Below are 19634 nucleotides of genomic sequence, written 5' to 3'. Positions count from 1 at the left end.
CAAATACGGGACACCGGCCGGGGTCCCGATGTGGACGAGCCGCCAAAGTGGTGTAGACCTTACGTGGATCGTACGTACAAGAAGGGGTGGATGGAGAACTGTGAAGGGCCGTTACCTGAGCCTGGCCGCGTCCGGCGCCGCGCTGTGCCTGACTGCCGTGACGCTGACGGGCTGCGGAGCCGTCGGTGGGCTCACCGGAGACAACGAGGTGACCCTGCGGGTCGTGGCGGCCGACTACGGGGACAATCCGCAGAACTCCTCCGAGGCGTACTGGAAGGACCTCGCCACCGGCTTCGAGAAGGCCAACCCCGGCACGAAGGTCGAGGTCAGCGTCTACTCCTGGTCCGAGGTCGACGCCAAGGTCGCCGAGATGGTCAAGGCCGGCAAGGCCCCCGACATAGCCCAGATCGGCGCCTACTCCGACTACGCGGCCGCCGGCAAGCTGTACTCGGCGGAAGAGCTGCTCTCCGTGAAGACCGAGGCCGACTTCCTCGGGCCGCTCGCGGACGCGGGCAAGGTCAAGCAGGTCCAGTACGGCCTGCCCTTCGTCTCCAGCACCCGGCTGCTCTTCTACAACGAGAAGCTGCTGGCCGACGCCGGTGTGATCGGCAAGGACGCCAAGGGCTGGCAGCCGAAGACCTGGGCGGACCTGGAAGCCGCCGCCAAGAAGCTCAAGGCCGCGAACGTCCCCACCCCCTTCGCGCTGCCGCTGGGCCGCGAGGAGGCACAGGCCGAGACGATGATGTGGATGCTCGCGAGCGGCGGCGGCTACACCGACAACGAGGAGTCGTACTCGATCGACTCCGCCCCCAACGTCAAGGCGCTGGAGTTCCTGCGGGACAAGATGGTCGGCCAGGGCCTGACCGGCCCCGTGGAGCCCGGCAAGCTGGACCGCCAGGCCGCCTTCGACGGCTTCACCAAGGGCGAGGTCGGCATGCTCAACGGGCACCCGACGCTGCTCAAGCAGGCCGCGGCCAAGGGCATCAAGTTCGGCATGGTGCCGCTGCCCACGGCCGACGGCAGCGACCAGCCCGCGATGGGCGTCGCGGACTGGGTCATGGCCTTCAAGAACGGCCACCGCCAGCAGTCCGGCAAGTTCCTGGACTTCCTGTACCAGCCGAAGAACGTGACGGCCTTCACCGAGAAGTACGACCTGCTGCCCGCCACCACCAGCGGCTACCAGGCCAAGCAGGCCGCCACGGGCGGCTCGGCCCCGCAGCTGAAGCCCTTCCTGACGGCGCTGCCCAGCTCCCGGCTGTACCCGGTCGGCAAGAAGTCCTGGGCGGGCGTCAGCGAGGACATCAAGCAGAACATCGGCAAGACCGTCCAGCCGGGCGGACAGCCCGCGAAGGTGCTGGAGCAGATCGCCACCGCCGCCCGGGCGTCCGACCCGCGCTGACCGGTGGCGGCGCGCCGGGTGTCAGACCACGGCGTTAATGTGTCGGTATGACGGACGAGGGGCAGCTGACGGCCACGGAGGCCGCGGTGCTCGCGTACGAGGGACGCACCTGGCCCGGGCCCGGAGCCAAGGAACGGGCCATCCGGGAAGGACTGGGAATGACCCCCGTCCGCTACTACCAGTTGCTCAACGCGCTGATGGACGACCCGCGGGCGCTGGCCCACGCCCCGGGCACGGTGAACCGGCTGCGAAGGATCCGCGAGGACCGGAGAGCCCGGCGATAGCCGTAGCCGTCCCACGGCTGGGCCGTTAGGGTCGTGCGTATGGGGAGCCATCCGCACGACCTGCCGATGCCCGTCACCGCTGCCGGACGCGAGGGACTCGAAGCCCTCCTCCGCACACCTCGCCGGTCCGTGGTCGCCCTGGACTTCGACGGCACCCTCGCCGACATCGTCCCGGACCCGGACCAGGCCCGAGCCCACCCCGGAGCCGTCCCGGCCCTTTCCGCACTCGCCCCCGAGGTCGACTCGGTGGCGGTGATCACCGGACGGCCGGCGGGCGTCGCCGTCCGCTACGGAGGCTTCGCCGGAGTCCCCGGCCTGCAGCACCTGGTCGTCCTCGGCCACTACGGAGCCGAGCGGTGGGACGCCGTCAGCGGCATCGTCCACGCGCCCGCCGAGCACCCCGGGGTCGCGGCGGTCCGGGCCGAGCTGCCGGGGTTCCTGGACTCCATCGGGGCCTGGCGCGGCACCTGGATCGAGGAGAAGGGCCGCGCGCTGGCCGTGCACACCCGGCGGGCGGAGGACCCCGAGGCGGCCTTCGCGGCGCTGCGGGAGCCGCTGGCGGAGCTGGCGGCTCGGCACGGGCTGATGGTCGAGCCGGGGCGGGCGGTGCTGGAGCTCCGGCCGCCCGGCATGGACAAGGGCGTCGCCCTGACCGAGTTCCTGGCGGAGCGGGACGCGGAGGCCGTGCTGTACGCGGGCGACGACCTGGGCGACCTGGCGGCCTTCGCGGCGGTGGAGAAGGGCCGTACGGACGGCCTGCCGGGGCTGCTGGTGTGCAGTGGCTCCGCGGAGGTCCCCGAGCTCGCCGCGCGGGCCGACCTGGTCCTGCCGGGCCCTTCCTCGGTCGCCGCCTTCCTGGCCCAGCTGGCCGCGGCCGTCCGGGACTGACCGCCGCCTGCGGGCGCGCCGCCGCTGCGGGGGCTCCGCCCCCGAACCCCCGCGCCTCAAACGCCGGCGGGGCTGGATTTTCCAGCCGTCCGGCGTTTGAGGACCAGGTCCGGGCGGAGCCCGGTATTCCAGCCCCTCCGGCGTTTGAGGAGCGGGGTCCGGGGCGGAGCCCCGGCAGCGGCGCCGCAGGATGGTCAGTCGGCCAGGGCTGCGAGCTGGGCCTCGAACCAGGCTGCCGGGGGGAGGGACGTCGCAGCCGCCGCGAGGCGTTTGGTGCGCTCCGCCCGCTCACCCACCGGCATGGCCAGCGCAGCGTGCAACGCCTCCGCCGTCGCCGTCACGTCGTACGGGTTCACCGTCAGCGCGTCCTGGCGGAGCTCCTCGTACGCCCCCGCCCCGGTGGAAAGCACCAGCGCGCAGCCCTCCTCCGACACCACCGGGATCTCCTTCGCCACCAGGTTCATCCCGTCCCGCACCGGGTTCACCAGGGCCACGTCCGCCAGCCGGTACGCCGCCAGCGAGCGGGTGAAGTCGTCCTTCACCGACACCAGCACCGGCTGCCAGTCCTCCGTGCCGAACTCCGTGTTGATCTGCGCCGCCAGGTCCCGCACCGACTGCGTGTAGTCCCGGTACACCTTCAGGTCCTGCCGCGACGGGTACGCCGACGCCAGGTGGACCACCCGGCCCCGCCACTGCGGGCGCGCGGTCAGGAGCTCCCGGTAGGCCAGCAGGCCGCGCAGGATGTTCTTCGACAGCTCGGTGCGGTCCACGCGGACGATCGTCCGCAGGCCGTCGACCTCCGCCCGCAGCTCCGCCAGTTTGGCGTTCACCTCCGGCCGGTGCGCCAGCGCCCGCAGTTCGTCACCGTCCACGCCCAGCGGGTACGCCCGCACCCGCGTGGTGCGGGTGGGCCACACCGAGTAGCGCTGGTGCTCCACCACCGAGCCCTCGCGCACCTCGGACCGCCCGTACGCGCCGTCGAGCCGCGCCGACCCCAGGAACTCCGCCGCCCACGCCTCGGTGTGGAAGCCGAGCACGTCCGCGCCGAGCATGCCCCACAGCAGGGTTTCGCGGACCACGTCCGGCAGCATGGAGAGATAGCCCGGCGCGGCCCACGGGGTGTGCGTGAAGTGCGCGATCCGCAGGTCGGGACGGAGCACCCGCAGCAGTCCGGGCACCAGCGCCAGGTGGTAGTCCTGCACCAGCACCTGCGCGCCCTGCGCGGCCTCCTCGGCGAGGGCGTCGGCGAAGGCCTGGTTGTACCGCTCGTAGGACTCCCACCGCTCGCGGAACTCCGCGTCGAAGACCGGCTCGCGCGGGATGTCGTACAGGTGGTGGTGTGTGAACCAGAGCACGGAGTTGGCGATGCCGTTGTACGCGTCGTCGTACATCGCGGGATCGATGTCCAGCATCCGGACGCCCGGCTCGGCCACGCCCCGGCGGACCGCCTCCCGGTCCGCGTCCGAGAGGGCCGCGCAGATCCACAGGGCCTCCGGCTGTTCCGCGAGGGCCGCGGAGAGTCCGGAGACGAGGCCGCCCCCGCCGCGCCGGGCGCTGAGCGTCCCGTCCTCGGCCAGGGCGTAGGTGAGGGGGCCGCGGTTCGCTGCTACGAGTACCTGGGAAGCCATGCGGCCAACCTAGCCCGGCCCGCCCCCGCTCAAACCGTACGTTCCCTCACGCCACGCGCCGCAGGGCGTACTCCTTGATGCCCGCCATCGGCGGCCGCTCCTCGGTGTCCACCGGGTACGTCCGCGGTACGAAGCCCTCCGGTCCGCGCTCGAACTGCGTGAGCTCGGGCCGTACGAGGTGCCCGCGCGAGAGCCGTACCTGGGCGGTGCGGTAGATTGCCGCGGCCATCCGGCCGAGCGCCTGCCCGTCCTGGTGGCGGTGGACCCGTACCCCCACGTCCACCTGGGCCAGCGCGTCCAGCCCGACCGTGTGCAGCGCGTCGACCAGCAGGCCCAGCTCGACGCCGTACCCGACGGGGAACGGCAGCCGTTCCAGCAGGGAGCGGCGCACGGCGTACTCGCCGCCCAGCGGCTGGACGAAGCCGGCCAGCTGCGGCCAGTGGAGGTTGAGGAGCGGGCGGGCGACCAGCTCGGTGACCCGGCCGCCCTGGCCGGGGGCGCCGCCCAGCGGGCGGTCGTACATCGCCTTGACGAACTGCACCTCGGGGTCGGTCAGCAGCGGGCCGACGATGCCGGAGACGAAGGCGCCGGAGAAGTCCCGCAGGTCGGCGTCGACGAAGCAGACGATGTCCCCGCCGGTGGCCAGCAGCGAGCGCCACAGCACCTCGCCCTTGCCGGGCAGCGCCGGGACGCGGGGCAGGATCTCGTCGCGGTGCACCACGCGGGCGCCGGCCTTCGCCGCGACCTCCGCGGTCCGGTCGGCGGAGCCCGAGTCGACGACGACCAGCTCGTCCACCAGGGGGACCGGCAGTCCTTCGATCAGCTCACGCCGGATGACCTCGACGATCTCGCCGACCGTCGCCTCCTCGTCCAGCGCGGGCAGCACGACGCTGACCGTGGTCCCGGCCGCCCGTTTCCGGTCGAGCAGCTGGTCGAGCGGTCGGTCGGCGGCGGACCAGGAGCGGTCGGCCAGCCATCGCTCCACCTCTTCCAGCACCCTCAGCACTCCCTGCGTGTCGGCGATATTCGCCCTTATGTGATCCATCTCGCGGTTCGGACGGCTGTCTCAACCGCCCGGGCCTTCGGTTACAGTCTTGAACAACGCGAAGGACCACCGCATGCCGGGGGTCCTCGCGACAAACGCACCGGCGCGCCACAGAGCGCGTGTGCCGGTGCCATACCGCTCATCCAGAGGGGCAGAGGGACACGGCCCGTTGAAGCCCCGGCAACCCTCCAGTCGGTTCTCGCGATCGCGCACATCAGCGACGTCAGCGAGGTCCCCGGCTAGGGAAGGTGCCAATTCCGTCTCATGGCGAAATGCGCCATGGGGAAGATGAGGAGAAAGGGCCTCGCCATCATGGCTGCACAGACTGTCGCCACCTCTGTTGATCTCGGACCTGCCACCGGCCTTTCCTGTCGTGAGTGCGGTACCCGCTTCGAGCTCGGTCCCATCTTCGCGTGCGCCGAGTGCTTCGGACCTCTGGAAGTCGCCTACGACCTCCCGACCGGTGACCCCGAGGCCCTGCGCGCCGCCATCGAGGCCGGCCCGAACAACATCTGGCGCTACGCGCCGCTGCTGCCCGTCCCCGCGGACGTGGCGTCCAAGCCCAGCCTGAACCCCGGCTTCACCAAGCTCGTCGACGCGGCCAACCTGGCCAAGGAGCTGGGCGTCACCGGCAAGCTGTACGTCAAGGACGACTCCGGCAACCCGACGCACTCCTTCAAGGACCGTGTCGTGGCGATCGCCGTCGAGGCCGCCCGCGCCTTCGGCTTCACCACCCTGTCCTGCTCCTCGACCGGCAACCTGGCCGGCGCCGTCGGCGCCGCGGCCGCCCGGGCCGGCTTCCGCTCCTGCGTGTTCATCCCGCACGACCTGGAGCAGGGCAAGGTCGTCATGGCCGGTGTGTACGGCGGAGACCTCGTCGGCATCGAGGGCAACTACGACGACGTCAACCGCTTCTGCTCCGAGCTCATCGGCGACCCGCTGGGCGAGGGCTGGGGCTTCGTCAACGTCAACCTGCGCCCGTACTACGGCGAGGGCTCCAAGACCCTGGCCTACGAGATCTGCGAGCAGCTCGGCTGGCAGCTGCCCGACCAGATCGTGATCCCGATCGCGTCCGGCTCGCAGCTGACGAAGATCGACAAGGGTCTGCAGGAGCTGATCAGGCTCGGTCTCGTCGAGGACAAGCCGTACAAGATCTTCGGTGCCCAGGCCGAGGGCTGCTCCCCGGTGTCGACCGCCTTCAAGGCCGGTCACGACGTGGTCCGCCCGCAGAAGCCGAACACCATCGCCAAGTCGCTGGCCATCGGCAACCCGGCGGACGGCCCGTACGTCCTGGACATCGCCCGCCGCACCGGCGGTTTCGTCGAGGACGTCACGGACGAGCAGGTCGTCGAGGCCATCAAGATCCTCGCGCAGACCGAGGGCATCTTCGCCGAGACCGCGGGCGGCGTGACCGTCGGCGTGACGAAGAAGCTGATCGAGAACGGGCAGCTCGACCCGGCGCTGACCACCGTCGTCCTCAACACCGGCGACGGTCTCAAGACCCTGGAGGCGGTGGCCGCGGACAGCGGGCAGACCGCCACCATCCGCCCGAGCCTGGACGCGTTCCGCGCCGCCGGCCTGGCCTGACCACTTCTCCTCCGCTCTACCGGAAAGGCAGTAGCGCCATGAGCGTCAACGTCCGCATCCCCACCATCCTGCGCACCTACACCGGCGGCGCCGCCGAGGTCCCGGCCGAGGGCGCGACCCTCGCCGAGGTCATCGAGTCCCTGGAGAAGAGCCACCCGGGCATCGCCGCGCGCGTCCTGGACGACCAGGGCAAGCTGCGCCGGTTCGTGAACGTCTACGTCAACGACGACGACGTGCGCTTCGAGGGCGGGCTGCAGGCGGCGACGCCCGACGGCGCCGGCGTCTCGATCATCCCGGCCGTGGCCGGCGGCTGCTGATTCCGCGGATCCCCTGGTCACCTCCGAGGTGACACGCGCAAACCGTAATTGCCCCCTCCGCTAAAAGCGGAGGGGGCAATTCTGCTTGATTGGGCACGGTAGGGTTGGGGAAGTCCCCTCCGCTGTTCTTGCCCCCTGCATATGAACGGGCCGCGCAAGGGTCGACATCGGGCCAACATGCGAGTGCGGTATGGGGCATTGGCGAGATATGTCGGGCCCGAGTTGCCCGGGAGTATGGCAAATTTTCACTCTATTTCAATGTTTCCTGGTGTCCAGAATTCTCATCGGATTGACCTGTTGCAGACCGCATCCGCGCAGATACATTCAGCCTCGGTCGACGCGTTCCGACGCAAGTTCTGACCCGGGATCGTGAAGTGCGTTCCTGCGCAAGGGCCAGTAATAGGGGAGTTAGGCATGGCTCAGGGCACCGTCAAGTGGTTCAACGCGGAGAAGGGCTACGGCTTCATCGCGGTCGACGGTGGTGCGGATGTGTTCGTCCACTACAGCGCCATCCAGATGGACGGGTACCGCACCCTCGAAGAGGGTCAGCGGGTCGAGTTCGAGATCTCGCAGGGCCAGAAGGGTCCGCAGGCGGACATGGTCAAGCTCGCACTCGGCTAGTCCTGGAGCGATCGACCACCGACGCACGGTCTTCAGTGAAGACCTGGAACACCATGAGGGGCCCACATCCCGGACACGGGATGGGGCCCCTCGTCCGTGCGCCCGGCAGAGGCCGGGGCTTCTTCGAAGCCGCTTGCTCCCACCCGTCACCCGACCGCCGCCCCTCATCGGGGCTTCTTCGAAGCCGCTTGCTCCCACCCGTCACCCGACCGCCACCCCTCATCGGGGCTTCTACGAAGCCGCTTGCACTCTAGGGGGTCGAGTGCTAATCATTGGCGTTAGCACTCTCCATGTGAGAGTGCTACTGAAACGAGGACCGGGTCGGTGAGGCCCGCAGGGTCCGGCGGGAAGGAACCGCCGGGCACGCAGGCCGTCCGTCGCGGGCGCGGGCGCGGTCCTGGGAGCAATCCACCGCTGTCCGGGAGGACCACTTCAGATGGCCAAGATCATTGCGTTCGACGAGGAGGCCCGCCGCGGCCTCGAGCGTGGGATGAACCAGCTCGCCGACGCCGTCAAGGTCACCCTTGGCCCCAAGGGTCGCAACGTCGTCCTTGAGAAGAAGTGGGGCGCCCCCACGATCACCAACGATGGTGTCTCCATCGCCAAGGAGATCGAGCTCGAGGACCCGTACGAGAAGATCGGCGCCGAGCTGGTCAAGGAAGTCGCCAAGAAGACGGACGACGTCGCCGGCGACGGTACGACCACCGCCACCGTTCTCGCCCAGGCGCTCGTCCGCGAGGGTCTGCGCAACGTGGCCGCGGGTGCCAACCCGATGGCCCTCAAGCGTGGTATCGAGAAGGCCGTCGAGGCCGTCTCCGCCGCCCTGCTCGCCCAGGCCAAGGATGTCGAGACCAAGGAGCAGATCGCTTCGACGGCCTCCATCTCCGCCGCCGACACCCAGATCGGCGAGCTCATCGCCGAGGCCATGGACAAGGTCGGCAAGGAAGGCGTCATCACCGTCGAGGAGTCCCAGACCTTCGGTCTGGAGCTGGAGCTCACCGAGGGCATGCGCTTCGACAAGGGCTACATCTCGGCGTACTTCGCCACCGACATGGAGCGCATGGAGTCGTCCCTCGACGACCCGTACATCCTGATCGTCAACTCCAAGATCGGCTCGGTCAAGGACCTGCTGCCGCTCCTGGAGAAGGTCATGCAGTCCGGCAAGCCGCTGCTGATCATCGCCGAGGACGTCGAGGGCGAGGCGCTCTCCACCCTCGTCGTCAACAAGATCCGTGGCACCTTCAAGTCCGTCGCCGTCAAGGCCCCGGGCTTCGGTGACCGCCGCAAGGCCATGCTCGGTGACATCGCCATCCTCACGGGCGGCACGGTCATCTCCGAGGAGGTCGGCCTCAAGCTGGAGAACGCCGGTCTCGACCTGCTCGGCCGCGCCCGCAAGGTCGTCATCACCAAGGACGAGACCACCATCGTCGACGGTGCCGGTGACAGCGACCAGGTCGCCGGTCGCGTGAACCAGATCCGCGCCGAGATCGAGAACTCCGACTCGGACTACGACCGCGAGAAGCTCCAGGAGCGCCTCGCGAAGCTGGCCGGCGGCGTGGCCGTCATCAAGGCCGGTGCCGCGACCGAGGTCGAGCTCAAGGAGCGCAAGCACCGCATCGAGGACGCCGTTCGCAACGCGAAGGCGGCCGTCGAGGAGGGCATCGTCGCCGGTGGTGGCGTGGCCCTGCTGCAGGCCTCCGCGGTCTTCGAGAAGCTGGAGCTTGAGGGTGACGAGGCGACCGGCGCCAACGCCGTGAAGCTCGCCCTGGAGGCCCCGCTCAAGCAGATCGCCGTCAACGGTGGTCTTGAGGGCGGCGTCGTCGTCGAGAAGGTGCGCAACCTCCCGATCGGTCACGGCCTGAACGCCGCGTCCGGCGAGTACGTCGACATGATCGCCGAGGGCATCATCGACCCGGCGAAGGTCACGCGCTCCGCGCTGCAGAACGCCGCGTCGATCGCCGCGCTGTTCCTCACCACCGAGGCCGTCATCGCCGACAAGCCCGAGAAGGCCGGTGCCCCCGCGGGCGGCGGCATGCCGGGTGGTGACATGGACTTCTGATCCACCCCTGGCTCCGGCCACCGGTAGATCGGCTGTTCTCGAACGAGGGCGGCACTCCCCGACACGGGGGGTGCCGCCCTCGGGCGTTTCCGGAACGCGGCGCCTCAGGCGGCGGGGCGTGCGGTGAAGGTGACCTCTTCGTGGTCCTCGTCCAAGGCGATGGTCAGGCCGGCGTCCAGAGCGTGCGCGAGGCGGCGCAGCAGGGGCAGCGTCGGCACCGCGTCGGCGCCTTCCACCCGGGAGATCTTCGCCTGGGTGAGTCCGGCCCGCTCGGCCAGCTGGGCCTGGGACAGCCCCAGCGCCTTGCGCCGCTCGTAGACGGCCTTGGCGAAGGCCATGGCCAGCCGGATCTCGGCCCGCTCGGCCCGTACCTCGGCCGATTCGACGTACCCTCGCGCGGCCGTCCTCTCGCGGGTCAGCTTCCAGCGGGTGTGGTTCATGACGCGTTCCCTTCGTTGCCGCGGCTGTACGTCGTGTGGGCCGGGCCGTGCTCCGTCCCGCACACGATACGGGCGCTCACCGCGCGGCTCACCTGGCCCTGCTCGTGCGGTCGCGTCTTGCGGAAGACGGTGAGAAGCACGATTCTGCGCCCAGGCGCGAACCAATAGGTGATCCGCGTGGCCACGCCGTCGAGGGTGGGGCGTAGTTCGTACACCCCGTCGCGAAGCGGGCGAGCGAATGGCATGGGAGTGCGGGTACCGCAGGCGGCGAGGAGTTCTGCGTACTCCTCGACCTTGTGGTGTTGCTTGTCGGTCAGACCTTCCAGCCAGCTGCGTACTTCGGGCTCCACCTCGATCGCATACAGGTCGTCCATGTTGCTGACCGTATTATGTCGTTGGCGACATAATACGAGCACGGTGCGAGGTGCACACCACTGAGTGAAAGTGCCTGGTGTCGTTGACGTGGAGCGGATGGTTGACTGCTGGCATGACTGATGCGGCGGGCGTGTTCATCAAGATCTGCGGGCTGCGGACCGCGCATGACGTCGACGTGGCCGTGGACGCCGGGGCCGATGCCGTCGGGTTCGTCTTCGCGCCCGGGAGCCCGCGGACCGTCGACGCCGCGACCGCGCGGGAGCTCGCCGCACGGGTGCCGGAGCACGTGCTCACCGTGGGGGTGTTCCGGGGGCAGTCGGTGGCGGAGGTGCGCCGGTTCACCGAGGAGAGCGGGGTGCGCGGGGTGCAGCTGCACGGCGAGGAGGGCCCCGAGGACTTCGCGGCGCTGCGCGCCGAGGGCCGGACCCTGCTGCGGGCCACCGCCGAGCGTGTGAAGCGCTGTGGCGAGTACGGCGAGGACCTGCTGCTGCTGGACGCGCCCGACCCCGGCTCCGGCAAGCCGTGGAACTGGGGCGCGGCGGACTTCACCGCGCCCGAGGGCCGGTGGCTGCTCGCGGGCGGGCTGACCCCGGGCAACGTACGGGCGGCGCTCGCGGCCACCGGGGCGTGGGGCGTGGACGTGTCCAGCGGGGTGGAGCGGGAGCGCGGCGTGAAGTCGCCGGAGCTGATCCGCGCCTTCGTCGAGGCCGCCGGAGCGCGCTGACGCTTCCTGGCGTCAGTCGGTGGCCGCGGCCGGTGCCGGGCGGCCGGCCAGGAGGGTGACCAGGGCCAGGGTCGCGCGGCGGATCCTCGTGAAGGTCATGGGACGGTCCTCTGCGGTGTCGGGGGAGCGGGGCTGACTCCATTGCGCCTCGCGCGGATACCCGCGGCACGGCGCGAATATTCGTGGCTTGACGGACGGGGGTGCCGTGTTAAGTTAATTCTGTAGTGATCGTTACGGAATCTCACGGGGGAACTTCATGAGCAGGACAGCACTGGTCACGGGCGGCAGCCGGGGCATCGGCCGGGCCATCGCCGAGCGGCTCGCCGCCGACGGCGTCACCGTGGTGCTCACCTACGCGAGCGACGAGGCGGCCGCCCGCGAGACGGTCGAGCGGATCGCGAAGGACGGCGGCCGGGCCTTCGCCCTCCGGGCCGAGCTCGGCAGCCCCGGCTCCGCCGCGGCGCTCTGGGCGGCGTACGACGCGCTGGGGCTGGACGGGGTCGACGTCATCGTCAACAACGCGGGCATCGGACTCCCCGTTCCGCTCGGCGAGATCACCGAGGAGGACTTCGACCGGGTTTTCGCGGTGAACGTGCGAGCGCCGTTCTTCGTGGTGCAGGAGGCCCTCGGCCGGCTGCGCGACGGGGGCCGGATCATCAACATCTCCAGCGGCGCCGCCCGTATCGCGATGCCCGAGATCCTCGCCTACGGGGCCACCAAGGGGGCGCTCGACACCCTCACGCTGAACCTCGCCAAGGCCCTCGGGGCACGCGGCATCACCGTGAACTCGGTCGCCCCCGGCATCGTCGACACCGACGTCAACGCGGGCTGGCTGCGCGGCAACGCCGAGGCCGAGGCGCACGCCGCCTCCCTCTCCGCGCTCGGCCGGGTCGGCCGCCCCGAGGACATCGCGGACGTCGTCGGTTTCCTCGCCTCCGACGCCGCCCGCTGGGTGACCGGGCGCGTGGTCGACGCCACCGGGGGCTCCGCGCTCTGAGCCACGGCCCCGTTCACATGCCTGCGGGCCCCCATCCCCAGTACGGGCCGTGGCCGGGGGTGTCGTCGCCGCTCGCGGGGCGGTCCTCCTCGACGGATTCCACGTCCGGCATCGCCCGCAGGTCCTCGACCTGTCCGGGGCTCAGCCGGGCCGCGAAGCCGTGCAGGACGGTGCGGTAGACGTGCAGCGGGGTGGCGCCGACGCGCTCCGCCACCTCGGCGGGGTCGCTGTCCTGGCGCACGGTGACGATGTACGTGGCGTGATCGGCGGCGGGAGCGGTGTGGGGTACGGGTTCCCGCACGGCGGCGGTGGCCGCGCACGCGGGCAGGGCGACGACGGCGGCCAGCACGGTCACGGCCACGGGCAGGGCTCGGCTCAGACGGTTGCGCATGGGCCGAGGCCATCACGGGCCGCGGCGGGGGTCAACGAGGTCCCGGGGTGAGGCGGGTGCACGCGGAGCCGGTCCGTCACGCGCCCCCCGATGGGGGGCGGGCCGTACGGGTGATCGTGTCGGGCCGGGCCGGCGGCGGCGGCCGCGGCACGGGCCCGGCGGGACAAGGCCGAACCGGCCGCGGCGGGTGCGGCGGACCGCGCCGGGCACGTGCCCGCCGGACCGGCGGCCGGGTGAGGGAGGGTTGTGCGACCCGTACCGGTGTGGCAGCGATGTGGATGAGGGCCACACCTGTCGGAGCGATCGGCGCCGGGCGGGCGGGGCCCGTTCGTGTCCCCACCCCTCCCGGGAGTTCCCTCCATGCGCCTGCTCGCCCCGCTCGCCGCCGCGGCCCTGCTCGCCGTCACCCCGGTAGGGGCCGGCGCGGCCTCCGCCGAGGCTCCGGAGCCGACCCCCGCCCCGCTGGTCACCTCCAGGGACGCGGTGCCCGGCCGGTATCTCGTGACCGTGGCGGAGGGGCACGACCCGGCCGAGGTCGCGGAGGCGCTCGGCCTGGAGCCGTCGTTCGTCTACACCTCCGCGCTGAACGGCTTCGCCGTGCCGCTGACCCCGCTCCAGCTGACGGCCGTCCGCAGCAGCCCGGAGGTGAAGTCCGTCGAGGAGGACGCGAAGGTGCGGTCCGTGCCGACGCCGAGCCGGGCGGGAGCGGTCCGCGGGTCGGCGGGTACGTGGGGCCTGGACCGGATCGACCAGCGCGCCCTGCCGCTGGACGGCGGCTTCACGACCGCGGGCGACGGCGCCGGGGTGACCGTGTACGTCCTCGACACGGGCATCGACTACGCGCACGAGGAGTTCGGCGGGCGGGCCCGCTCCGGCTTCGACTCCGTGGGCGACGGCCGGGACGGGGCGGACTGCCAGGGCCACGGTACGCATGTGGCGGGCACGGTCGGCGGCAGGACGTACGGGGTGGCGAAGGGGGTGAGCCTGGTCAGTGTCCGCGTCCTCGGCTGCGACGGCTCGGGCACGTGGTCGGGGGTCGTCGCGGGCCTGGACTGGGTGGCGGACAACGCCAGGCAGCCGGCCGTGCTGAACGGCTCGCTGGGCGGCGAGGCGTCCGACACGGTCAACAGGGCCGCGACCGAAGTCGCCGACCGGGGTGTGCTGCCGGTCTTCGCGGCGGGCAACTCGGCGAAGGACGCCTGTACGGTCTCGCCGGCCTCGGCCGACCGGGTGTTCGCGGTCGGTGCGTCGAACGAGGCCGACGAACAGGCCTTCTTCTCCAACTACGGCCCGTGCGTGTCCCTCTACGCGCCCGGCCAGGGTGTCGTGTCCGCCCAGCTCGACGGCGGCAGCGTGGCCCACGACGGTACGTCCATGGCGGCGCCGCACGTCACCGGTGTCGCCGCGCTCTACAAGGCGGCGCACCCCGGGGCGGGCCCGGCGGAGCTCGGCGGCTTCCTGGTCGACGCGTCCACGAAGGACGTGCTGAAGGCCGCCGGCCCGACCGGCCCGAACCGGCTCCTTTTCACCGGAGGCCTCTGACACCTGTCGGTCACGTCACCCGTACGAATGAATCTTCGAAGGGGGTGCCTCCAAGGCCCGGCCCCAGGAGAACGCCGGGGATGACCCTTTCTGCGCCGTGCGCGGTGGACGCCCGGGAAGCTTCCCGGTCTATCGGCCAGGCGGCGGCGGGCGGCTCAAGGTCGTGCCGTACCGCACCCGATGAAGGGGAGGGCCGCGCTCCGGGAGGCTTTCGCCTGTGAGGAGCGCGGCTCACCCACGCCGATGCACCTCGCACTTCTGGGAGTTCCCTTCATGCGTCAGCTCGCAGCCCTGACCGCCGCCGCCCTCCTCGCAGTGACCCCCGTCGCGGCCGGTGCGGCCTCCGCCGACACGCCTGAGCCGACCCCGGCCCCGCTGATCACCTCCGCGGAAGCCATTCCGGGCAGCTACATCGTCACCCTCGACAAGAAGGTCGCCCCGGCGGCGTTCGCGAAGAAGCTGGGCCTGACGTCGAAGTTCACCTACACCAAGACGATCAACGGGTTCGCGGCGTCCCTCACGGCGGCGCAGCTGAAGACCGTCCGTGCGACGAGCGGTGTGACGGCAGTGGCGGAGGACGCGACGGTGACCGCGCCGCCGGCCCCGGCGACCGGGATCGGGACCAAGTCGCCCGCCCACTCGTGGGGCCTGGACCGCATCGACCAGCGGTTCCTGCCGCTGGACAACGACTTCAGCGCCAACCGCAGCGGCCAGGGTGTGACGGCGTACATCCTCGACAGCGGCATCGACTTCCGTCACGCCGAGTTCGGCGGCCGCGCCCGTCCGGGCTTCGACGCCATCGGTGACGGCCGCAACGGCCTGGACTGCAACGGCCACGGCACGCACGTCGCGGGCACGGTCGGCGGGGAGACCTTCGGTGTGGCGCGCAAGGTGAACCTGGTCAGCGTCCGGGTCCTCGGCTGTGACAACCGGGGTGCCTGGTCGGGCATCATCGCGGGCTTCGAGTGGGTGGCCAACAACGCCCGCCAGCCCGCCGTCCTGAACGCCTCCCTGGGCGGCGGCCGGCTCGAAGCGGTCAACGCGGCCGCGACCGCCCTGTCGGACCGGGGCGTGCTTCCGGTCATCGCGGCGGGCAACGACAACATCGACGCCTGCCGGGTCTCGCCCGCCTCCGCCGCGCGCGTGGTGACGGTCGGCGCGACGAACCGCTTCGACGAGGAGACCGACTTCTCGAACTGGGGCACCTGCCTGGACATCTACGCCCCCGGCAAGGAGATCATCTCCGCGCGTCTGGGCGGCGGCAGCGTGGCCCTGGACGGTACGTCCATGGCCGCGCCGCACGTCACCGGCGTGGCCGCGCTCTACAAGTCGGAGCACCCGAACGCGCTGCCGGCGGAGGTGACGGACTTCCTGGACGAGGTGTCCACGAAGGACATCGTCCAGAACCTCAGCGACGACGGCCCGAACAAGCTGCTGTTCACCGACGGCCTCTGATCGCTCAGAGCGACCTGACGAACCGGGCCCAGGCCTGCGCGTGGAACACCACGTGCGGGCCTTCGGGCTGCTTGGAGTCCCTCACGGGAACGAGATCGGGATGGCCGTCGGCAACTTCGAGGCAGTCGCCGCCGCTGCCGCCGCTGTACGTGGACTTCCGCCAGGTTGCCATCTCCAGGCACTCGCCACCGTCGCCGCCGCTGTAGCTGGACTTGTGCCATGTGGCTGTCGAGAGTTCGTACTCAGGTGTGTTGGGCATGTCCGTATTCCTCCGCCACCGACTCGATCAGGGCCAGGGACTTGCGCGGTGACAGCGCGTTGGCCGTGAGGAGATCGTAGGCCAGGGTGTGTTGAGTGACCGTCGCCGGATCATCGAACAGCTGCCCTGTTCCCATGCCTTGGACGTACGCGAGCGGGGGTGCGTCGTCGAACGACATCAGCTTCAGGGACCCCTCCATGGCTGCATGGGGACCCGCGCTGAACGGCAGGACTTGAACAATGATCCGGCGCGATCGGATCAGCCTCGCGATGTGTCGCAGCGCTTCGGCCAGAATTGCCGGACTCTCCCCGGCGCGACGTAGGACGGCCTCGTCGAGGACGCACCACAACTGTGGGGTTGTTGGGTCATTGAGCAGTGAGGCCCTGGCCAGGCGATTCGTGACCAGTTCGTCGATGGTCTCCTCGGTGGCCGTCGGCTGGTACGCGCGGAACACCTCACGCGCGTAGGCCTCCGTCTGGAGCAGTCCAGGGATCATCTGCGGCGCGTACTCCCGGATGGTCTTCGCCTGGGCCTCCGCTTCGGCAGCCGCAGCAAAGTGGTCCGGGTACTTGGACTCGGCCGCCGCCCCACAGTTGCGCTCGAAGAAACCATCCGTCTCCAGGGTCTGGTCGATCTGGCGGGCGAACTCCAGCTGCATGCGGCGCGTCCCGGTTTCGAGCTGGCCGATGAACGAGCCGCTGACGAAGAGCCGCTCGCCGAGTTCGACCTGGCTCAGGCCCGCGCGTTCGCGCGCCACGCGCAGTTCCGCGCCCAGGAGGGCGCGGGGTGAGGACGAGGGATCGAGGTTCTTTTGTGGCATGACAACTCCCTGAGCAACATGTCCGGTTGTTGAGGGGCCCTCACTTGAAAGGCTAGCGAGCCCGTCGCCACTCTGTGTGTCGAAGTCGGATACACAGAGTGGAAAGGTGACATGTCATGGTGCTCTCCCCACAGGAGCGCATGGAGGCGGCCGAGGAGGCCGTCCGGCAGCTGCGGGAATCGCTCGCCGCGGTCGGGGTGCTGTTCCCCTCGCTGGGCGTGGAGCGGGTCTCGGCCGCCGGTACGTACGGCCTGCCGCTGGTCGATCTCGGCCGCTGCAACCTGGACACCGCGCTCCGCCTGGCCGCCGTTCTCCACGAGCGGGCGGCGGGTACGTGAGCGAGTCCGTGGAGGCGGTGAACTTCGCCTTCGAACTCGGCTGGAAGCTGCGGGGGTTGGAAACCGCCCTCGCCGCCGGCGCGTGGAGGCGTGGAGGCATGGGGCTGTCCGTGCGCGTGCAGGGGCGGGAGGGCGGCACGGTCTGGAACGCGGTCGGGGACGACGGGGAGCGCCGGGAGGTGCGGACGGCCGGCACGGCGGACGAGGCCACCGCGCTGGTCCAGGAGGCCTTCGGGCTGACCGCGTGGCGTCCCCAGCCGCCTCCGCCGCCGGGGTGGCAGCGGTTCACTCTGATCCACTGCCCGGTGGGCGAGCAGCCGAGCTACGAACGCATCGAGGCGCGGCCGCCACAGGGGTGTGTGGTCGATTACGTCGGCGGGTACTTCGGGCTGCGCTGCGAGCGGCCCGGGGTGCGGCTGCTGGACGCCGTCGCCGAGACCTGCCGCGAGATCCGGACGGAGCACGGGCTGCTCATGTCGGACCTGGGCATCGAGAAGCTGTGGGAGTGGTCCGAGGACGGTACGGACGGCTGGGGTGCCGAAATCGTGGGCCAGCTGCTGCTGATGGCCGCCGAGCGCGGGCCGAAGCTCGGCTACGGCGTCGACGACCTGGTGTGGTTCCTGCGGACCGCCGCGGGCTGAGAGGGTTCGGGAAGTGGCGGCGGCGGGCGTTCAGTTCGACGTGATGAGCTCGCCGTCGTAGGCGCCGCCTATGCAGGTCCACAGGCTGGTGGTGGAGATGTACTCCACGGAGCCTTGGGATTGCGTGCATTGCGGTCCGGTGACGGCCGGTGCCGCGGCCTGTGCCGCAGGGACCGAGGCGCCGAGCAGGGCCAGTACGACGGCGGTGGTGAAGCCGAGAAGTCGTGTACGCATGGAGGCTCCCGTGGGGTCGAGCGGACACCAACAGCTCACCTCCAGCTTGGCCCGCTGCCGCGTCGGGCGCACCCTGACGCGGCAGTGCCCACGCGGGGCGCGCTCCGGAGGCGCCCGCCCCGGAGCGGCGGCAGGCTGGTGTCATGGCAAACGCACGCGTAGTGGTCGTGGGGGCGCCTGACGACCTCGGAGTACGCGAGGTGCTGATCGACGGCAGGTCCGAGGGCAAGGCCTGGTCCTACCAGGAATTCCGAAGCATCCTGAGCCGTGAAGGCGTACCGGAGGACAACCCTGTCCGCTGGCTCGGCGAGGACGAGACCGTCTGGCCGGACCGGGCGGGGCTGCGCAGGACGACCGGCTTCTTCATGGTCGTCGGCCTCCTCGCCACCGCGTATCCGCTCTTCAAGATCGGGGCGTCGGACAGCAACGAGGCCCTGACCTACGGCGGACGCATCGCGGGTTTCACCATCCTTGCGGTCGCGGTGATGGAAGTGGTTGCTGCGGCCGCCGCGGTCGACTACTGGGGCGGGCGGCGGTGGCGTTACTCCGGGGTGGCCGTTCTGATCGGAGTCCTGATCGCGCTCTTCTGCAGCCTTTCCATCCTTGTGCTGCAGATCGGCGAGCAGTTGAACCGGTACACCGCGATCGGCATAGCACTCGGCGTCTGGTCCGTGGCAGCCCTGTGGGAACTCCTCGAATGCCGGGCGTGGAAGGGGCTGCGCGTTCCCAAGTCGATTGCGATCGGAGTGGTCGTCTCCGTGCTTCTCGCCGGCTCCAACCTGGCGTACTCGCAGATCTACGTGCCCTATGTGACGACGCCCCTCATCCTGGGCGGGGCCGAGTTCAAAGAATCGAACATGAAACAGGGCGGGTCGCTGTACGTGACGGTCCACCTGTCCGTGAAGAACGCCGGACAGGTCCCCGTCTATCTCCTCGGCAGCATCTACTGGATTCACGGTGCGCCGGCCAGTCCGCCCGACGTGGAGCTCTCCCAGTACGACTTGATCGACGACGGGGAGTTCGTCACACCGGTCGGCCGCGTGCTGAATCCCGGAGAAGAAGTGGCACAGGACGCGGTCGTCGAGATCCAGCATCCTGAAAACCGCAAGGAGCATCCGTACGAGGCGCTCAGGGCCGAGACCGAGGTGTATGTGATCAGGAAGGACAGGATGACGTTGTCCCCCGACTACCAGCGTTCCAGGGTGGATGATGCCGCCCGGATCGTGAAGGAGGACGGGGACGGGGCTCCGAAGGGCGCGGCGTACCGGGACCGGTCGCAGATGGAGAACAGCAGCGAGATCCTCAACGCGACCCGCGGCCCGCAGCGCATCACCGTGTGGAAGGTCGACAGCGGCGACTGGCCGCGCTTCAACGTGGACGTGTCACCGCCCGGGGAACGGATCGACTACGGCGGTCCGCACCCCCTGGAGAATCAGGAGGCCATCGAGCGGTACGGACTCTCGCGTGAGCACGGCTCCATGGCGCAGACGCCCTATCCGGAGCTCCTGGAGAAGGCCCGCGCCACCGAGAAGGGCGCTGCCCCGCCCTCGACCGCCGCTCCCACGCCGCCTCCGCCCCAGGCCCGCTGAC

General features: G+C 70.6%; 22 protein-coding genes and 1 riboswitch. Of the genes, 14 read left to right on the top strand and 8 right to left on the bottom strand.

Translation table 11 applies throughout. The annotated features are described in order from the left end of the window. Positions 1 to 100: 100 nt before the first annotated feature. From DEJ51_RS14740 to otsB, 3 genes are read left to right on the top strand one after another with little or no spacing between them, the layout of a single operon-like run. Positions 101 to 1399 carry an extracellular solute-binding protein gene (locus tag DEJ51_RS14740; RefSeq protein WP_223835812.1) on the top strand — a complete coding sequence of 433 codons (1299 nt, stop codon included), beginning with the start codon at positions 101 to 103 and terminating at the stop codon, positions 1397 to 1399. Between the two features lie 47 nt (positions 1400 to 1446). Further along, positions 1447 to 1683: a DUF3263 domain-containing protein gene (locus DEJ51_RS14735; protein WP_150257998.1), complete on the top strand. Its 237-nt coding sequence runs from the start codon at positions 1447 to 1449 to the stop codon at positions 1681 to 1683. Between the two features lie 39 nt (positions 1684 to 1722). Continuing rightward, positions 1723 to 2571, top strand: coding sequence for a trehalose-phosphatase (gene otsB / locus DEJ51_RS14730; protein ID WP_150257997.1), 849 nt, complete (start codon positions 1723 to 1725; stop codon positions 2569 to 2571). 194 nt (positions 2572 to 2765) lie between these two features. Here otsB and DEJ51_RS14725 read toward each other — a convergent pair whose 3' ends face one another. Further along, positions 2766 to 4199: a trehalose-6-phosphate synthase gene (locus DEJ51_RS14725; RefSeq protein ID WP_150257996.1), complete on the bottom strand. Its 1434-nt coding sequence runs from the start codon at positions 4197 to 4199 to the stop codon at positions 2766 to 2768. Between the two features lie 46 nt (positions 4200 to 4245). Beyond that, positions 4246 to 5196: a glucosyl-3-phosphoglycerate synthase gene (locus DEJ51_RS14720; RefSeq protein ID WP_150261927.1), complete on the bottom strand. Its 951-nt coding sequence runs from the start codon at positions 5194 to 5196 to the stop codon at positions 4246 to 4248. Positions 5197 to 5380: 184 nt separating this feature from the next. Continuing rightward, positions 5381 to 5539, top strand: a riboswitch (SAM riboswitch). On the opposite strand from DEJ51_RS14720, the gene thrC reads away from it, so the two are divergent. From thrC to groL, 4 genes are all read left to right on the top strand, one after another. Beyond that, positions 5533 to 6831 (top strand): threonine synthase, encoded by a 1299-nt coding sequence (gene thrC, locus DEJ51_RS14715; protein ID WP_150257995.1) that lies wholly within the window; start codon positions 5533 to 5535, stop codon positions 6829 to 6831. (Overlaps the previous riboswitch by 7 nt.) 38 nt (positions 6832 to 6869) lie before the next feature. Then, positions 6870 to 7148, top strand: a complete 279-nt coding sequence (locus tag DEJ51_RS14710; RefSeq protein ID WP_030387325.1) for a MoaD/ThiS family protein — start codon at positions 6870 to 6872, stop codon at positions 7146 to 7148. Between the two features lie 414 nt (positions 7149 to 7562). After that, positions 7563 to 7769 carry a cold-shock protein gene (locus DEJ51_RS14705; RefSeq protein WP_030009783.1) on the top strand — a complete coding sequence of 69 codons (207 nt, stop codon included), beginning with the start codon at positions 7563 to 7565 and terminating at the stop codon, positions 7767 to 7769. Between the two features lie 436 nt (positions 7770 to 8205). After that, entirely contained in the window at positions 8206 to 9828 is a 1623-nt protein-coding gene (groL, locus tag DEJ51_RS14700; protein ID WP_150257994.1) for a chaperonin GroEL, read from the top strand. A gap of 104 nt (positions 9829 to 9932) precedes the next feature. Here groL and DEJ51_RS14695 read toward each other — a convergent pair whose 3' ends face one another. Beyond that, positions 9933 to 10268 carry a helix-turn-helix domain-containing protein gene (locus DEJ51_RS14695; RefSeq protein WP_033223631.1) on the bottom strand — a complete coding sequence of 112 codons (336 nt, stop codon included), beginning with the start codon at positions 10266 to 10268 and terminating at the stop codon, positions 9933 to 9935. Then, positions 10265 to 10642, bottom strand: coding sequence for a type II toxin-antitoxin system RelE/ParE family toxin (locus DEJ51_RS14690; RefSeq protein WP_150257993.1), 378 nt, complete (start codon positions 10640 to 10642; stop codon positions 10265 to 10267). Before DEJ51_RS14690 ends, DEJ51_RS14695 begins: the two co-directional genes overlap by 4 nt. A 113-nt stretch (positions 10643 to 10755) precedes the next feature. On the opposite strand from DEJ51_RS14690, the gene DEJ51_RS14685 reads away from it, so the two are divergent. Beyond that, a complete protein-coding gene (locus DEJ51_RS14685) occupies positions 10756 to 11367 on the top strand; it encodes a phosphoribosylanthranilate isomerase (RefSeq protein ID WP_150257992.1) in 612 nt (203 codons plus the stop codon). Positions 11368 to 11623: 256 nt separating this feature from the next. Next, on the top strand, positions 11624 to 12364 hold the full coding sequence (locus DEJ51_RS14680; protein WP_150257991.1) for an SDR family oxidoreductase: 741 nt from the start codon (positions 11624 to 11626) through the stop codon (positions 12362 to 12364). Between the two features lie 13 nt (positions 12365 to 12377). Here the strand turns inward: DEJ51_RS14680 and DEJ51_RS14675 are convergent, their stop codons facing one another. After that, the gene (locus DEJ51_RS14675; protein ID WP_150257990.1) at positions 12378 to 12755 is read right to left on the bottom strand and encodes a protease inhibitor I9 family protein; all 378 of its coding nucleotides are present in this window, start codon (positions 12753 to 12755) and stop codon (positions 12378 to 12380) included. A gap of 360 nt (positions 12756 to 13115) precedes the next feature. Here DEJ51_RS14675 and DEJ51_RS14670 point away from each other — a divergent pair, with 360 nt between their 5' ends. Together DEJ51_RS14670 and DEJ51_RS14665 are read left to right on the top strand one after the other, a co-directional pair. Continuing rightward, positions 13116 to 14297, top strand: a complete 1182-nt coding sequence (locus DEJ51_RS14670; RefSeq protein ID WP_150257989.1) for a S8 family peptidase — start codon at positions 13116 to 13118, stop codon at positions 14295 to 14297. Positions 14298 to 14570: 273 nt separating this feature from the next. Then, entirely contained in the window at positions 14571 to 15752 is a 1182-nt protein-coding gene (locus tag DEJ51_RS14665; RefSeq protein ID WP_150257988.1) for a S8 family peptidase, read from the top strand. A gap of 4 nt (positions 15753 to 15756) precedes the next feature. Here the strand turns inward: DEJ51_RS14665 and DEJ51_RS14660 are convergent, their stop codons facing one another. Together DEJ51_RS14660 and DEJ51_RS14655 are read right to left on the bottom strand one after the other, a co-directional pair. Then, positions 15757 to 16011, bottom strand: a complete 255-nt coding sequence (locus tag DEJ51_RS14660; RefSeq protein WP_150257987.1) for a DUF397 domain-containing protein — start codon at positions 16009 to 16011, stop codon at positions 15757 to 15759. Beyond that, positions 15995 to 16831 carry a helix-turn-helix domain-containing protein gene (locus DEJ51_RS14655; protein WP_150257986.1) on the bottom strand — a complete coding sequence of 279 codons (837 nt, stop codon included), beginning with the start codon at positions 16829 to 16831 and terminating at the stop codon, positions 15995 to 15997. Before DEJ51_RS14655 ends, DEJ51_RS14660 begins: the two co-directional genes overlap by 17 nt. 116 nt (positions 16832 to 16947) lie before the next feature. On the opposite strand from DEJ51_RS14655, the gene DEJ51_RS14650 reads away from it, so the two are divergent. Together DEJ51_RS14650 and DEJ51_RS35040 are read left to right on the top strand one after the other, a co-directional pair. Further along, positions 16948 to 17169 carry a hypothetical protein gene (locus tag DEJ51_RS14650; RefSeq protein WP_150257985.1) on the top strand — a complete coding sequence of 74 codons (222 nt, stop codon included), beginning with the start codon at positions 16948 to 16950 and terminating at the stop codon, positions 17167 to 17169. Further along, the gene (locus DEJ51_RS35040) at positions 17166 to 17810 is read left to right on the top strand and encodes a hypothetical protein (protein WP_223835811.1); all 645 of its coding nucleotides are present in this window, start codon (positions 17166 to 17168) and stop codon (positions 17808 to 17810) included. The genes DEJ51_RS14650 and DEJ51_RS35040 overlap by 4 nt, the downstream gene beginning before the upstream one ends. 30 nt (positions 17811 to 17840) lie before the next feature. Here DEJ51_RS35040 and DEJ51_RS14640 read toward each other — a convergent pair whose 3' ends face one another. Beyond that, complete coding sequence (locus DEJ51_RS14640; protein ID WP_150257984.1) at positions 17841 to 18044, bottom strand: hypothetical protein; 204 nt, start codon at positions 18042 to 18044, stop codon at positions 17841 to 17843. Positions 18045 to 18187: 143 nt separating this feature from the next. Here DEJ51_RS14640 and DEJ51_RS14635 point away from each other — a divergent pair, with 143 nt between their 5' ends. Further along, positions 18188 to 19633 carry a hypothetical protein gene (locus tag DEJ51_RS14635; RefSeq protein WP_150257983.1) on the top strand — a complete coding sequence of 482 codons (1446 nt, stop codon included), beginning with the start codon at positions 18188 to 18190 and terminating at the stop codon, positions 19631 to 19633. The last annotated feature ends 1 nt before the right edge of the window (position 19634 follow it).

Origin of the sequence: Streptomyces venezuelae (assembly GCF_008642275.1) — a bacterium.
In the GTDB taxonomy this organism is placed as follows: domain Bacteria; phylum Actinomycetota; class Actinomycetes; order Streptomycetales; family Streptomycetaceae; genus Streptomyces; species Streptomyces venezuelae_E.
Note: the sequence above shows the minus strand (reverse complement) of the source record. Positions and strands in the feature narration are given on the sequence as shown.

What these genes read in the sequence shown, in the direction of transcription:
- DEJ51_RS14650 (WP_150257985.1), top strand. Translation starts at nt 16,948, where the DNA reads ATGGTGCTCTCCCCACAGGAGCGCATGGAGGCGGCCGAGGAGGCCGTC.
- DEJ51_RS14725 (WP_150257996.1), bottom strand. Translation starts at nt 4,199, where the DNA reads ATGGCTTCCCAGGTACTCGTAGCAGCGAACCGCGGCCCCCTCACCTAC.
- DEJ51_RS14705 (WP_030009783.1), top strand. Translation starts at nt 7,563, where the DNA reads ATGGCTCAGGGCACCGTCAAGTGGTTCAACGCGGAGAAGGGCTACGGC.
- DEJ51_RS14675 (WP_150257990.1), bottom strand. Translation starts at nt 12,755, where the DNA reads ATGCGCAACCGTCTGAGCCGAGCCCTGCCCGTGGCCGTGACCGTGCTG.
- otsB (WP_150257997.1), top strand. Translation starts at nt 1,723, where the DNA reads ATGGGGAGCCATCCGCACGACCTGCCGATGCCCGTCACCGCTGCCGGA.
- DEJ51_RS14640 (WP_150257984.1), bottom strand. Translation starts at nt 18,044, where the DNA reads ATGCGTACACGACTTCTCGGCTTCACCACCGCCGTCGTACTGGCCCTG.
- thrC (WP_150257995.1), top strand. Translation starts at nt 5,533, where the DNA reads ATGAGGAGAAAGGGCCTCGCCATCATGGCTGCACAGACTGTCGCCACC.
- DEJ51_RS14690 (WP_150257993.1), bottom strand. Translation starts at nt 10,642, where the DNA reads ATGGACGACCTGTATGCGATCGAGGTGGAGCCCGAAGTACGCAGCTGG.
- DEJ51_RS14735 (WP_150257998.1), top strand. Translation starts at nt 1,447, where the DNA reads ATGACGGACGAGGGGCAGCTGACGGCCACGGAGGCCGCGGTGCTCGCG.
- DEJ51_RS14660 (WP_150257987.1), bottom strand. Translation starts at nt 16,011, where the DNA reads ATGCCCAACACACCTGAGTACGAACTCTCGACAGCCACATGGCACAAG.
- DEJ51_RS14635 (WP_150257983.1), top strand. Translation starts at nt 18,188, where the DNA reads ATGGCAAACGCACGCGTAGTGGTCGTGGGGGCGCCTGACGACCTCGGA.
- DEJ51_RS14710 (WP_030387325.1), top strand. Translation starts at nt 6,870, where the DNA reads ATGAGCGTCAACGTCCGCATCCCCACCATCCTGCGCACCTACACCGGC.
- DEJ51_RS14665 (WP_150257988.1), top strand. Translation starts at nt 14,571, where the DNA reads ATGCGTCAGCTCGCAGCCCTGACCGCCGCCGCCCTCCTCGCAGTGACC.
- DEJ51_RS14695 (WP_033223631.1), bottom strand. Translation starts at nt 10,268, where the DNA reads ATGAACCACACCCGCTGGAAGCTGACCCGCGAGAGGACGGCCGCGCGA.
- DEJ51_RS14670 (WP_150257989.1), top strand. Translation starts at nt 13,116, where the DNA reads ATGCGCCTGCTCGCCCCGCTCGCCGCCGCGGCCCTGCTCGCCGTCACC.
- DEJ51_RS14680 (WP_150257991.1), top strand. Translation starts at nt 11,624, where the DNA reads ATGAGCAGGACAGCACTGGTCACGGGCGGCAGCCGGGGCATCGGCCGG.
- DEJ51_RS14685 (WP_150257992.1), top strand. Translation starts at nt 10,756, where the DNA reads ATGACTGATGCGGCGGGCGTGTTCATCAAGATCTGCGGGCTGCGGACC.
- DEJ51_RS14655 (WP_150257986.1), bottom strand. Translation starts at nt 16,831, where the DNA reads ATGCCACAAAAGAACCTCGATCCCTCGTCCTCACCCCGCGCCCTCCTG.
- groL (WP_150257994.1), top strand. Translation starts at nt 8,206, where the DNA reads ATGGCCAAGATCATTGCGTTCGACGAGGAGGCCCGCCGCGGCCTCGAG.